Below are 14,307 nucleotides of genomic sequence, written 5' to 3' on the forward strand. Positions count from 1 at the left end.
TCCGCCTTGGGTACAAGGCGGATCTTTGGTTTTAAGCTAAAATTATTTTGACGTCTCGAATTGTTCTGTTTCAGTGGAACCTGCAAGTGCTGTTGTGGATGATGTTCCACCAGAAACGACTTGTGCCACTTCATCAAAGTAACCAGTTCCCACTTCACGCTGATGACGTGTTGCTGTATAGCCGTCGGGCTCACTAGCGAACTCCGCTTGTTGAAGTTCTGAGTATGCAGCCATGCCGCGTTCTTTATAACCAAGAGCAAGGTTGAACATGCTATGATTCAATGAGTGGAAGCCTGCAAGTGTAACGAATTGGAATTTATAACCTAATTTACCCAATTCCACTTGATAATTGGCAATCTCTTCATCACTTAATTTCGCTTTCCAGTTAAATGATGGGGAACAATTGTAAGCAAGCAGTTTGCCCGGGAACTCTGCATGGATCGCTTCGGCAAAGCGGCGAGCATCCGCTAGATTAGGTTCAGAAGTCTCACACCAGATAAGGTCGGCATATGGAGCATAAGCAAGACCTCTTGCAATTGCTTGGTCAAGACCTGCGTTCGTGCGGTAGAATCCTTCTGGAGTCCTTTCACCCGTGATGAATGGTGCATCGACCGGATCAATATCATCGGTGATCAAATCTGCAGCATCAGCATCCGTACGGGCAATCAAGATAGTCGGTGTACCCATTACGTCGGCTGCCAATCGGGCGGAAACTAAATTCCGTACTGCCGTTTGGGTTGGAAGAAGGACTTTACCGCCTAGGTGACCACATTTTTTCTCTGAAGAAAGCTGGTCTTCAAAGTGAACGCCTGCCGCTCCAGCTTCAATCATGCCTTTCATTAATTCGAAGACGTTAAGGGAACCGCCAAAGCCCGCTTCAGCATCTGCCACGATTGGAGCGAACCAATCGATATCATCTTTTCCTTCAGCAAAGCTGATTTGGTCTGCACGCTGAAGTGTTTGATTAATGCGTTTAACCACTTGCGGTACGGAGTTGGCTGGATATAAACTTTGGTCAGGGTACATTTGCCCTGCGATGTTAGCATCTGCCGCCACTTGCCAGCCGCTTAAGTAGATTGCTTTTAAACCAGCTTTCACCTGCTGCATGGCCTGGTTACCAGTCAATGCTCCTAATGCATTGATGAAATCCTCTGTATTTAATAGATTCCATAGTTTTTCAGAACCACGGCGTGCCAATGTTTGTTCAATATCGATGGAACCCCTTAGTTTAATAACTTCTTCGGCCGTATAAGGACGCTTGATTCCAGTCCACCGTGAGTCATTTTCCCAGCTTAGTTGTAATTTTTGCGCTCTCTCATTCTTCATCATTATTTCCTCCTAATTTATATCTATTTTTTTGAATATTAAGATAATTTTTCGTATGCCGCGTTTGTTAAGAAATCTGCAAAGTCATCCGCTTCAATCAATTGTTCAAATAGTTTAGTAGACTCTTCAAACTTTCCTGATATGAAAGTTTCTTCCCCTACTTCCGATTTAATGACCGCCAATTCTTCTTCTTTGATTTGATGGAATAATTCCTCGGTTATTTTCCTGCCATCTTCGAGAATGCCTTTTGGATGACGGATCCATTGCCAGACTTGAGCCCTTGAAATTTCAGCTGTTGCAGCATCTTCCATTAAGTTATTGATGGGTGCCGCACCCCTGCCGCTTAGCCAAGAAGCGATATATTGGATGCCTACGTTAATATTCGTCCTTAATCCTGCCTCTGTGATCGTTCCTTCCGGTACAGCAAGCAGCTCTTGAGCTGTTACATGGACATCTTCCCGTTTTCGGAAAATTTGATTGGGTTTTGGGACGAGCAGGTCAAAAACCTCTTTTGCCGTGCTTACCATACCTGGGTGGGCAACCCATGTTCCATCATGACCGTCTCTTGCTTCGCGTTCTTTATCTGCCCTTACTTTCGCAAAAGCCTCATCGTTCTTAACCGGATCATTTTTAACAGGAATTTGCGCGGCCATCCCGCCAATTGCAGGAGCATTACGAGTGTGACATGTTTTGATTGCCAGCAGGGAATACGCCCTCATATTCGGGACGGTCATCGTGACCTGCTGCCGATCTGGGAAGATAACATCATCCGAGTGACGGAATTTTTTCAGGAAACTAAAGATATAATCCCAGCGGCCACAGTTCAGGCCTGCCGAATGTTCTTTCAGCTCGTACAGAATTTCATCCATTTCGAATGCAGCAAGAATCGTTTCTATCAAGACCGTTGCCTTGATGGTTCCTTGCGGAATTCTCAAATCGTTCTGTGCATATACGAATATTTCATTCCATAATCTTGCTTCGAGATGGCTTTCCAATTTTGGTAAGTAAAAGTATGGACCGCTTTGTTTTTCAATCAATGCTTTTGCGTTGTGGTAAAAGTACAGTCCAAAGTCAAAAATGCTGGCTGATATAGGCTGTCCATCCAAAAGGACATGTTTTTCCTCTAAATGCCAGCCGCGCGGCCTTACCTTTAGGACAGCTGTTCTTTCATTTAATTCATACACTTTGCCATTTGGATTTTTAAATGAAATGGTTCCGCAGATTGCATCGCGCAGATTCAATTGACCATCAATGCAATTCTCCCAAGTGGGCGAATTGGCATCTTCAAAGTCCGCCATGAATACATTGGCACCTGAGTTCATGGCATTAATGATCATTTTACGATCGACAGGTCCAGTGATTTCAACCCTGCGGTCCTGCAAATCATTCGGGAGGGGCGCAATTGTCCAATCACTTTCACGAATATGCATCGTTTCTTCAAGGAAATCAGGAAGCTTGCCTTGATTCAGTTCTTCCTGAACGCTTTTCCGACGTTCCAGAAGTTCTGCCCTTCTTCCACTGAAATGCCGTTCAATTCTTTCGATGAATTGAAGAGCATCCGTTGTAAGTATTTGTTCATATCCTGGCTTAATGCTGCCTGTAATTTGTAAGCCTTTTGCTTCCGTAATCATGTTGCCTCTCCACATCCTTTCCAACTCTCCTATGTTATAATACAGTTGTTTTATTTCCTGTTTGTATTATATAACACGTTGTATAAATTTGTCACCAGTTTTTTCTAAAAAATCTAAAAAAAGATTTTTCAGCATGTAAAAGCCTGATTTACCAATGTTTCCAAGGGGTTAATAATTTTTAAACCCTGTTATTATACACCTTTCATTCTCATGTAAATTATCATTTATTGGTGAAACAGAGAAAATCCATTTACATTGAAACTCCCATTTTAATGAAAAGCAAAAAAGCACCCTATAAAAATTTGGATGCTTTTATTGACCTTTTTTCCAGACCAAAAAGGCTGCCTAAAAGCTTGAGCCTTTAGACAGCCTTATATTATTTATGCCGAATGATGGTAACTTTCCCTTTATTCATCCTGTTCATGATAAACCGGATAACAATCGGTTTGAGGAGATTCCGGGTTGGCGGAAACACAAGGATCAATCCCATGATATCCGAGATGAGCCCGGGGGACAGCAACAGTGCAGCTCCGATAAAGATACAGATTCCATCAATGATTTCATTTCCTGGCATCATTCCGTAACGAATCTGTTCCTGTGCCTTTTTCCATGTTTCCATCCCTTGCCGTTTGGCCAAATAGGCTCCGATCAAGCCTGTGGCTACAATCAGGAACAGCGTTGGCCAAAAACCAATGAGATTGCCTGACAGCAAAAGGACAATAATTTCAACGACCGGCATCGCAATGATAAACATTAAAAAATATTTCATCCTACATTCCTCCTGCACAGCCCATTTCTGGTGCGGTACATCCATCTTACCTCATTGGCACGGAATCAGCCAAAATTTCGTTTTACAAAACGTTGGCATGTCCATCATAAATGACTCCACGACCTGCATCGACTGTTATTCTTTGACCATCCGTGAAAACCTTGGTCGCGTCCTCAGCCCCAACGATGACCGGTATGCCCAATGTGACTCCTACAACAGCTGCATGGCTTGTCAAACCGCCTTCTTCCGTAATCAATGCCGCACACTTTTCAATCGCCGGCATCATTTCGCGGTCCGAACCGATCGTAACCAATACAGAGCCTTCCGTCACTTTTTCCAAAGCTTCCTTGGCATTCTTGGCTATAACCACTTCACCTTTAGCTGATTTCCTGCCGATTCCTTGAGCCTTCAAAAGAACCTCTCCTAACACATGAATTTTCATCAAGTTAGTCGTACCTGTTTCACCTACAGGAACACCGGCTGTAATGACGACTAAATCCCCATGGGAAACTAAGCCAGAATGCAAGCTTTCATCTATTGCGGTTTGAAGCATTTCATCGGTAGTCGTCGCTTTTGGACCAATCTGCGGATAGACTCCCCAAGCCAATGCAAGCCGTCTTGAAACATGATCATTGGAAGTAACCGCAATGATCGGTGCTTTAGGGCGGTATTTGGATATCATCCTTGCCGTATGGCCGCTTTCCGTAGGGGTGATGATTGCCCCGGCATTAAGATTAAGCGCGGTATGGGCAACGGATTGACCAATAGCATCAGTGACATTATGACGGTTCACTTTGCTTCTGACTGATAATATATCCCGATAATCAAGGGCAGTTTCAGCACGTGAAGCTATGTTATGCATCGTTTGCACCGCTTCGACAGGATAGGTTCCAGCAGCTGTTTCGCCAGAAAGCATGATTGCATCCGTTCCATCAAATATGGCATTGGCCACGTCACTTGCTTCTGCTCGGGTCGGCCTTGGGTTACGCTGCATCGAATCGAGCATTTGTGTAGCCGTTATGACTGGTTTTCCGGCATTATTACATTTTTTGATCATTTGTTTTTGGACTAATGGAACTTCTTCTGCAGGAATTTCCACTCCCAAGTCTCCACGTGCTACCATCAAGCCATCGGAAACTTCCAAAATTTCATCAAGCCGGTCTACGCCCTCTTGATTTTCGATTTTAGGGATGATTTGAATATGTTCCGCTCCATTTTGCTGCAATAATTCACTTATTTCAAGCACGTCGGAAGCCCTGCGAACAAATGAGGCAGCAATGAAGTCGATACCCTGTTCGATTCCAAAAAGGATATCCTGTTCATCTTTCTCCGTTATGCCCGGCAGGTTAACCGAAACCCCAGGAACATTCACGCCTTTTTTGTTCTTAAGTGTACCGCTATTCAAGATCTTGGTATGGATTTCTTTTCTTACCTCATCTACCTTCAACACTTCAAGACCGATCAATCCATCATCCAAAAGGATTTTAGATCCTGGGTGGACATCATGCATAAGCCCTCCATAGGTAATGGAGAATTTTTCAGGTGTTCCCAGGACTTCATTCATGGAAATAATGACTTCATTGCCGGCTACAAGCTCCATAGAATCATTTTCCATATTATTTGTCCTTATTTCAGGTCCTTTTGTATCCAATAGGATGGCAACCTGTTTACCCGCTTTTTCGCTCGCTTCCCTGATATTGCGGATTCTAGCGGCATGTTCTTCATGATTTCCATGAGAAAAGTTAAGACGTGCCACATTCATCCCTGCTTCTATTAATTGAACCAGCTTTTCTATACTTTCACTAGCGGGTCCAATCGTACAAACAATCTTGGTTTTACGCATGTGTCATCCTCCTTTAAGGAAAACTCGCCGCCTGTCCACCTTTTGAAGACAGGGGCGCAGTGTTTTATGTCTTCTATTTAAATACCCAATTCTTTAAAACCAATTCCTATCAATAATGATTAAATCGATAGCTCTGCAGATAAATCATACATCTTCTTGTCAATTGTATGCGGTTTAGCAAGAGCTTCGATGATATCATAATCAACAAGTTGATTTTGTTCTATCCCTACAGCCCTGCCTCCTTTTCCTTCAAGAAGCAATTCAACCGCTTTTGCTCCAAGGCGGCTTGCCAATACCCGGTCATTAGCCGAAGGAGATCCTCCGCGCTGAACATGGCCCAGGACAGTTACACGGGTTTCAATTCCTGCTTTCGCCTCAATACTCCTGGAGATATCAACGGCACTTCCAACGCCTTCAGCTACAATGATGATACTGTGCTTTTTCCCTCGGTCATGTCCGCGGTTCAGCTTCCCAATCAAATCATCTATATCATATTCATATTCAGGACAAAGAATCGTTTCAGCTCCGCCAGCCAATCCAGCCCAAAGAGCAATATCGCCGGCATCTCTTCCCATCACTTCAACCACATAAGTCCTTTCATGAGAAGTAGCCGTATCCCGAATTTTATCGATAGCATCGATGACTGTATTCAGGGCCGTATCGAAACCAATCGTAAAGTCCGTACCCGGTATGTCATTATCAATTGTTCCAGGAACTCCGATACAAGGAAAGCCCCTTTCCGTTAAAGCTTTTGCTCCGCGGTATGAACCATCGCCACCAATTATGACAATGCCCTCGATACCAAGTTTATTCAATTGTTCAATCGCTTTCAGCTGGCCTTCCTCTGTCTTAAATTCCGGACAGCGAGCCGTATGTAACATCGTGCCGCCTCGATGAATGATATCCCCGACCGACCCAAGTTTAAGCTTCTTTATATTTCCATTTATTAAACCCTGATAACCATGATAAATCCCGAAGACCTCAATTTCATGAAAAATTGCTTTCCGGACAACCGCTCGGACTGCCGCATTCATGCCTGGAGAATCTCCTCCACTTGTCAATACACCTATTCTTTTCATAAATGTCACCTCTCTACAGCACTAATCAATTTCAAGCTTTATTATATCATTGTACCCTTTTTCAAGCTTCAATAAGCAGTAACTTGTTTCACTTATGCTCACTTGATGTTATAAGCCTAACCGATTCTCTTCAGAAATTGAAGTAAAATGGCGTAAAAGTTTACATTCTACACACAAACCATATTCTTTACTCGTTTCGGTAATGAATACATATGCGCCCATGAAAGGATGAAAAAACGTGTTGCCCCAGGCAGCACGTTTTTCCATTTACAATATGTGTTTATGAATGCTGTTCCACTTCCTTAGGTTCGCCCTCAGGTTGTTTTGCAAATTCATATTCACCGATTTTCTTGAATTTCATATAACGCTGGTTGATAAGATCATCACTATTCAATGGCAGAAGTTCATTGAATGAACGTTTCAGGATATCCTTGATGGCTTCAGCCTGTAAATTCGAATCCCGATGGGCGCCGCCCCTCACTTCAGGAATGATCTCATCGATGACTCCTAAGCGGTTTAAGTCGGGAGCCGTGATTTTCATCGATTCCGCAGCCCTCTTAGCCTGGGAGGCATCCTTCCACAGCAAGGCTGCAGCCCCTTCAGGGGAAATTACCGAATATGTTGAGTTCTCAAGCATGAAAATTCGGTCTCCGACGCCAAGTGCCAATGCACCTCCGCTTCCGCCTTCACCGATGACTATACTGATGACCGGTACCTTCAGCCCTGCCATTTCGAAAAGATTTTTCGCAATGGCTTCACTTTGCCCGCGCTCTTCAGCAGCTTTACCAGGGAAAGCTCCCTTCGTATCAATGAAACAAATGATCGGCCGGTTGAATTTTTCAGCCTGTTTCATCAGACGCAATGCTTTTCGATAGCCTTCAGGATGGGGCATGCCAAAGTTACGACGGATGTTTTCCTTCGTATCCTTACCTCGTTGATGGCCGATGACCGTCACGGCAAGTCCATCAAATTGCGCGATTCCAGCGACAATCGCTTCATCATCCCCATAATAACGATCACCATGAAACTCGATGAAGTCATTGAATAATAGCGGAATGTAATCAAGCGTCGTCGGACGTGCAGGATGCCGGGCAATCTGAACGCGATCCCACGGTTTAAGATGGTTATAAATATCCACTTCCAGCTTCTCTAAACGCTTTTCCAATGTTTCGATTTCAGCGGTAAGGTCTACATCAGCATCCTTCGAAATAGACTTTAGCTCTTTAATCTTATTTCTGAGGTCCGTAATGGGACGCTCGAACTCCAATTCGTAAATCATAACCACTCACCGCCCGGGGCATGGATTTTAAGGATCGTCGTCAAGGTTTCCTTCATTTCCGTCCGTTTGACGACCGCATCCAATTGGCCGTGTTTCATCAAGAATTCAGCCGTTTGGAAATCTTCAGGAAGCTCTTCATGGATCGTCTGTTCAATGATCCGTCTTCCCGCAAAACCAATAAGGGCTCCAGGTTCGGCTAGGTTAATATCGCCAAGTGATGCGAAACTTGCCGAAACCCCACCTGTGGTAGGATGGGTCATCATTGATATGATCAGCCCGCCTTCATTGCTGAATATCTTAAGTGCTGCACTTGTCTTTGCCATTTGCATCAAGCTTAAAACACCCTCCTGCATCCGAGCGCCGCCTGATGCCGTAAATATGATGAACGGAATCTTCAATTCACCTGCACGTTCGATGGCACGGGTAATTTTTTCCCCAACAACGGATCCCATGCTCCCCATCCGGAAATTCGAATCCATTATGGCTGTTGAAACTTGGTACCCATTGATGCTTCCCACTCCTGTGACAACCGCCTCATTAATCTTGGCTTTCTTTCTATCTTTTTCCAATTTTTCTAAGTAATCCGGAAATTCAAGCGGGTTAACGGAAATCATTTCTTTATCAAATTCATTAAAACTGCCGGCGTCGAATAAAAATTCGATGCGCTCATGGGAAGACATCGGATGGTGATGCCCGCAATGTAAACAAACTTTCTTGTTTTTCACCAATTCTTTTGTATACATGATTTTTTTACAGCCGGTGCACTTTGTCATGATTCCTTCTGGTACATCTTGTTTCTCCCGATCTAAAGGAACCGTTGCATATTTCTTCTTAGACTTCGCAAATAGCTCTTTAAGCAAGCTTAATCCTCCCTTTACCACCAATTATCTATTTTATGATACTTGGTACAAACTATATCAGAAATAAAATTAGTATCGTGTAAAAAGGTGTCACTCGTCCTTCGACATATTTCTAATTCTAATAAGATACGTTTCGATGGCTTTTTCTTCATCACGTTCGAGCAAATATGTAAGAAGTGACAGATAATCTTCTCTTTTCACATTACCCTGTACCATCTCTGATGTTCTAGCATAGCTGTTGACAATGCGCCAAATTCTTTCCAGCAATCGATTGCGATTCAAAATGGCAATCCTTAAAAAGAACTCATCATCATGAAACTCATCCGCTTTGACCCAGACCATTAATCTTTTGATGTCCTCAGCCGTAGCGAAAAAGGCGACGATCCGCAAACAGTCAATTTCAATCAGCCTTTTCGTCTCAGACAAATCTTCTTGTACTTTTTTATCTTGCAAAAAAAAGGTTCCCAGAAGCTCGACTAGCTTATGCTCCTGGAAATCCCTGATAAACGTCCCTTCACCACGCCTTGTTTCTATTAATCCTAATAGCTCTAAGGCACGCAATGCTTCACGGACAGAGGAACGGCCTACATTAAAACGATCCGATAACTCCCGTTCTGATGGGATTTTATCTCCCGGCAGGAGGCTGTCCGCTTCAATCATGCTACGTAGGCTCTCAACTACATCGAGATAAATTTTGGATGAAGATGTACGACCTGCCAAATTAATTATTCCTCACTTTTTCCAATGATCGCTAATTTCCTTGTTTTTTCTTTAATTTCCTCGGGATTCACATTAATTCTAGCCACTCCCGTTTCCATCGCTGCCTTGGCAACAGCAGCCGCAACGGCAGGTGCTACCCTCTCATCAAATGGAGCAGGGATAACGTAGTCTTCGTTTAACTCATGTTCCTGTATTAAACCGGCAATGGCTTGTACTGCAGCAACCTTCATTTTTTCATTGATATGTGTTGCACGTACATCCAAGGCACCACGGAAAATCCCTGGGAAAGCAAGGACGTTATTGACCTGATTCGGGAAATCCGAACGGCCTGTTCCTACAACCTTGGCACCCGCTGCTTTCGCATCTTCCGGCATGATTTCCGGATCTGGATTAGCCATCGCGAAAATGATCGCATCCCGATTCATCGAAGAAACCATTTCTTTTGTCAATGCACCTGCGGCAGAAACACCGATAAATACATCAGCGTTTTGAATGACAGTTTCCAAAGGTCCTGAAATCTTATTTCGATTGGTGACTTTCGCCACTTGTTCTTTTGTATCATTCATACCTGTCGAACGGCCCTCATAAATGGCACCCTTCGTATCACACATGATGATGTCACGAACTCCATAGCTATAAAGCAATTTAATGATGGCAATGCCCGCAGCGCCTGCTCCATTCGCCACCACTTTTATTTCCGACATTGATTTATTCACAAGTCGTAACGCGTTCACTAGACCGGCAACAGTAACAATGGCTGTACCGTGCTGATCATCATGAAAAACAGGAATATTCATTTCTTTCTTGAGTCGTTCTTCAATTTCAAAACAATTTGGTGCGGCTATGTCCTCTAAGTTCACTCCGCCGAAAGTCGGTTCGAGTAATTTAACGGTCTCTACAATTTTGTCCACATCCGTCGTTTTTAAACAGATTGGGAAAGCGTCCACTCCAGCGAAACTTTTAAATAATACGGCTTTTCCTTCCATAACCGGCATAGCAGCTTCCGGACCGATGTTTCCAAGTCCCAACACAGCCGTTCCATCAGAAATAACGGCAACAGTATTCCCCTTCATTGTATAGTCATAGACGGTTTCCGGCTTATCGTAAATATCTTTACACGGTTCTGCGACACCAGGAGAATAAGCCAGGCTTAAATCTACTGCATTCCGTACCGGTACTTTCGAAACTGTTTCTAATTTTCCTTGATTCAAGCGGTGCATATGCAATGCTTCTTCTCTTAATGTCATAGTTTCACTCCTAAAACAAATTGGATAACCCATATCTTATATGCTGAAATCTAGTGGTCAGACCACAGCGGCCTGTTTTCAATATAACATAACTATTAAAGTTGTAAAACAGTTATTCTTTCTTGTAAACCACATTCCCTTTTCCGACCAAGTCAAATAATGCCTGCATCAGACTATCTGAAGGATTGACCCAATCCCAATAAGATAGCTGTACATAGCGGTTTTCCCTCTCGTAAAAAAGCATGACCTTGGTTTCACCGCTATGCTGCGTTAAAATTTTTTTTATTTTTTGCAGTGTATCCTTCGTTTGCTTGCCGGCCTCAATTTTCAGGAATATCGTTCCGTTCTGTTCCTCTTTCATCTGCTTCACTTTTTCAAGCGGGTATACGTTCCTGATCAGGAGCTGTGTTTTTCCATCCCGCTCTTCCAATGTTCCTTGCAGCATAACGAGTTGTCCATGATTCAATTCGGCAGAGTGGTTTTTATAAACATTTGGAAAAACGACCGCTTCAATATCCCCCTCTTCATCACTAACACTCAAGAAAGCCATCACATCGCCCTTTTTTGTCCTTATTGTTTTAACCGACGTAATGTATGCGCCAAGTAAGACTTTTGATTCCTTTTTATCGGTAGCTTCATCTATGGTCAAGCATCCGAAGTGCTGAAAAAGTTCTCTGTAGCTTGTCACCGGATGATTCGACAGATAAAGCCCCAATGCGCTTTTTTCCAATGAGAGTTTGTGCTCGATAGGGATGGGATCGACCCGGTTGTATTTCGGTTTGAGTGAAAACTCGCCATCCGAAAACATATCAAATAGGTCATTATCCGGATTAACCAATTCCGTATGATTGATCGCTACGTCCAAGCTCGCCAACAATGTTGCCCGGTCTTCACCGAATTCATCAAATGCACCTGAATGCACAAGCGCCTCCAACACTTTCCTATTTACGATTTTCCCTGAAACGCGCAAACAGAAATCGAATAAATCAGCGAACTTCTTCTGCCTCCTCGCAGCAAATATTTCTTTCAGGACCGTACCGCCTATCCCTTTTATGGCTCCAAGGCTATAACGGATCCCTTCCTTTTCCGGTAAAAACGGGTATCCGCTCCGGTTAATCGAGGGAGGCAGAACCGATATCCCTTTCTTTTTTGCTTCACGGATATATTGCGAAATCTTTTCATCATTCCCGACGACCGATGTCAAGAGTGCTGCCATGAAATATTCCGGATGGTGGGTTTTCAAGTAACCAAGCTGATAAGCGATGAAACTATACGCCACCGCATGGCTTCGGTTGAATCCGTAGTTAGCGAAGCGGACAATCAAGGAATAAATCTCATCTGCTGTTTTTTCGGAATATCCTTGTTTCAATGAGCCGCTCACGAAATGCTGCCGCTCTTGATCCAGTACATCCTTCTTCTTCTTGGAAACGGCACGGCGGAGCAGGTCAGCCTCCCCTAGTGAAAACCCGGCTAAACGGGAGGCAATTTGCATGATTTGTTCTTGATATACGATGACCCCGTATGTAGGCTCGAGGATATCCTTCAAATCCTCGTGAAGGTAATCAATCGGAGCCAGTCCATGTTTTCTCTCGATGAACAGCGGTATATTTTCCATCGGACCTGGACGATATAGGGCATTGACCGCGACGATATCCTCGAATCGGTTCGGTTTAAGCTTGATCAAAACCTTTCGGATGCCATCCGATTCGAATTGAAACACCCCGGTTGTTTCCCCTCTCCCTAAAAGGGCTAGCGTCTCGGGGTCATCCATCGGGATATGGGACAAGTCGAGCTTTTTCCCCGTTCCCTTTTTAATGTTATTTAGAATATTATCGATGAGCGTTAAATTGCGAAGTCCAAGAAAATCCATTTTAAGAAGTCCCAGTTCTTCGAGAAGGTCCATTGGATATTGAGTCAAATGGATTCCGTCATGCCCTCCCTGAATCGGAATATGCTCGGTCAGTGCTTGGTCGCTGATGACGACGCCGGCAGCATGAGTCGAAGCATGGCGAGGCAGACCTTCAAGCAATAACGCGGTTTGAAAAAGTTTTTGATTCAGGTCACTCTCATTAACGAATTCCCTGAGCCTTTTCGATTCCTTGAAAGCCTCGGGAAGCGTGATGCCCAGACGGCCTGGAATCATTTTCGATACCGCTTCCTGTTCCTTTGAATTCAAGCCGAAAACACGTCCTGTGTCCCTTAACGCAGCCTTGGCAGCCAATGTTCCGAATGTAATGATTTGTGCTACATGAAGTTCCCCGTACTTCTTCGCGACATAGGCAATCACTTCTTCGCGGCGGTTATCCGGAAAGTCAATGTCGATATCCGGCATCGAGACACGTTCCGGATTCAGGAAACGCTCGAACAGCAAGGAATGTTCGATTGGATCGACATCCGTTATCGACAGGACATAAGCAACCATCGATCCGGCGGCAGAGCCCCTTCCAGGACCAGTCAGGATTTGATGGTCCTTAGCGAATTTCATGAAATCCCAAACGATTAAAAAGTAATCGCTGAATTTCATTTTGGTGATGACATCCAATTCATATCGTAGGCGCTCTTCATATTGAATGGATGGCTCCGGCAATCTTTTCTTCAATCCCTGGAAACAGATGGCTTCGAGCATTTCCTCGGCTGTGACTCCATCTTCAGTAGGGTACTTAGGCAGAAGTGAACGATGAAATGGAATTTCCAGATTGCATTGCGCGGCAATATGTAGTGTATTTTCGAGTGCATCCGGTCTGTCATGGAATAGTTCTGCCATCTGAGCCCGGCTTTTCAAATAAAATTGATCTGATTCAAGAACCGTATGCGTCTCATCCGCCAGCTTGTCGCCATTTCCAATTGCCAACAGGACTTCTTGTGCGAGTGCATCGCTTTCATTCAAATAATAGACCGGATTCGTCGCGACAATCTTTATCTCTAAATCTCTCGCCAGCTGACTTATGGCTTCGTTACCTTTTTCCTCATCCGCAATCGAAAGTCTCTGTATGGATACATAAAAATCATCATGACCAAAAATTTCTAGAAATCGCCCTGCTGCCTGTTTGGCTTCTTCAGGATTTTCTTCTCTCAATAGCGTTTCTATTTGCCCCTCCGCACCCGGTGTGATTGCAATTAAACCCCTGGAATAGGCTTTTAGCCAATTCATCGGAATGCCTGACGGGGATTTCGTTTTTATGGCACTGCTTATTTTAAGCAGGTTTTGATATCCTTGCAGACTTTTTGCCAATAAAAGAAGTCCATGTGACGATTCCCGTTCATCGAGGATATCCGCAAGTATGCCGATGATCGGTTTTATACCCTGTCTCTTGCATTCTTTATAAAAATAGACCGAACCGTACATAACATTTCGATCGGTTAAGGCAAGACTTGTACAGCCATCCGCTTTCGCTTTGGCCACAAGTTCAGTGATCTTCACCGTACTTGTCAGCAGGCTGTATCCGCTCTGAATATGGAGATGAGTATACACGTTTTTTCTCCCACCTTTGTAAGGCATGTTTCTTTTCATTATAGTGTTTATTTCAAAAAAAGAAAATATGTTCTCATTACC

10 protein-coding genes are annotated in these 14,307 nt (G+C 43.9%); all 10 read right to left on the reverse strand.

From position 1 onward, the window contains the following. Positions 1-42 precede the first annotated feature (42 nt). Positions 43-1,326 carry an isocitrate lyase gene (aceA, locus tag ABC374_RS17835; RefSeq protein ID WP_350302917.1) on the reverse strand — a complete coding sequence of 428 codons (1,284 nt, stop codon included), beginning with the start codon at positions 1,324-1,326 and terminating at the stop codon, positions 43-45. A gap of 38 nt (positions 1,327-1,364) precedes the next feature. After that, positions 1,365-2,957 carry a malate synthase A gene (gene aceB / locus ABC374_RS17840; RefSeq protein ID WP_413019231.1) on the reverse strand — a complete coding sequence of 531 codons (1,593 nt, stop codon included), beginning with the start codon at positions 2,955-2,957 and terminating at the stop codon, positions 1,365-1,367. Between the two features lie 376 nt (positions 2,958-3,333). Next, entirely contained in the window at positions 3,334-3,726 is a 393-nt protein-coding gene (locus ABC374_RS17845) for an FxsA family protein (RefSeq protein ID WP_034309123.1), read from the reverse strand. An 82-nt stretch (positions 3,727-3,808) separates the two neighbouring features. Beyond that, positions 3,809-5,569, reverse strand: a complete 1,761-nt coding sequence (gene pyk / locus ABC374_RS17850; RefSeq protein WP_350299688.1) for a pyruvate kinase — start codon at positions 5,567-5,569, stop codon at positions 3,809-3,811. 119 nt (positions 5,570-5,688) lie between these two features. Further along, positions 5,689-6,648: a 6-phosphofructokinase gene (gene pfkA, locus ABC374_RS17855; protein ID WP_413019233.1), complete on the reverse strand. Its 960-nt coding sequence runs from the start codon at positions 6,646-6,648 to the stop codon at positions 5,689-5,691. Between the two features lie 280 nt (positions 6,649-6,928). Beyond that, on the reverse strand, positions 6,929-7,927 hold the full coding sequence (gene accA / locus ABC374_RS17860; protein WP_350299690.1) for an acetyl-CoA carboxylase carboxyl transferase subunit alpha: 999 nt from the start codon (positions 7,925-7,927) through the stop codon (positions 6,929-6,931). Then, positions 7,924-8,787, reverse strand: a complete 864-nt coding sequence (accD, locus tag ABC374_RS17865) for an acetyl-CoA carboxylase, carboxyltransferase subunit beta (protein ID WP_230176751.1) — start codon at positions 8,785-8,787, stop codon at positions 7,924-7,926. The genes accA and accD overlap by 4 nt, the downstream gene beginning before the upstream one ends. 90 nt (positions 8,788-8,877) lie before the next feature. After that, positions 8,878-9,507 (reverse strand): FadR/GntR family transcriptional regulator, encoded by a 630-nt coding sequence (locus ABC374_RS17870; protein WP_413019236.1) that lies wholly within the window; start codon positions 9,505-9,507, stop codon positions 8,878-8,880. Positions 9,508-9,512: 5 nt separating this feature from the next. Next, entirely contained in the window at positions 9,513-10,754 is a 1,242-nt protein-coding gene (gene ystJ, locus ABC374_RS17875; protein ID WP_350299692.1) for an NADP-dependent malic enzyme, read from the reverse strand. 112 nt (positions 10,755-10,866) lie between these two features. After that, complete coding sequence (gene dnaE / locus ABC374_RS17880; protein WP_413019238.1) at positions 10,867-14,226, reverse strand: DNA polymerase III subunit alpha; 3,360 nt, start codon at positions 14,224-14,226, stop codon at positions 10,867-10,869. Positions 14,227-14,307 lie beyond the last annotated feature (81 nt).

This window comes from Peribacillus phoenicis (assembly GCF_047238085.1).
In the GTDB taxonomy this organism is placed as follows: Bacteria; Bacillota; Bacilli; order Bacillales; family DSM-1321; genus Peribacillus.

Excerpts from the sequence above, each read along its gene's own strand:
- accA (WP_350299690.1), bottom strand. The coding sequence starts at position 7,927 with ATGATTTACGAATTGGAGTTCGAGCGTCCCATTACGGACCTCAGAAAT.
- aceB (WP_413019231.1), bottom strand. The coding sequence starts at position 2,957 with ATGATTACGGAAGCAAAAGGCTTACAAATTACAGGCAGCATTAAGCCA.
- pfkA (WP_413019233.1), bottom strand. The coding sequence starts at position 6,648 with ATGAAAAGAATAGGTGTATTGACAAGTGGAGGAGATTCTCCAGGCATG.
- ystJ (WP_350299692.1), bottom strand. The coding sequence starts at position 10,754 with ATGACATTAAGAGAAGAAGCATTGCATATGCACCGCTTGAATCAAGGA.
- aceA (WP_350302917.1), bottom strand. The coding sequence starts at position 1,326 with ATGAAGAATGAGAGAGCGCAAAAATTACAACTAAGCTGGGAAAATGAC.
- pyk (WP_350299688.1), bottom strand. The coding sequence starts at position 5,569 with ATGCGTAAAACCAAGATTGTTTGTACGATTGGACCCGCTAGTGAAAGT.
- ABC374_RS17845 (WP_034309123.1), bottom strand. The coding sequence starts at position 3,726 with ATGAAATATTTTTTAATGTTTATCATTGCGATGCCGGTCGTTGAAATT.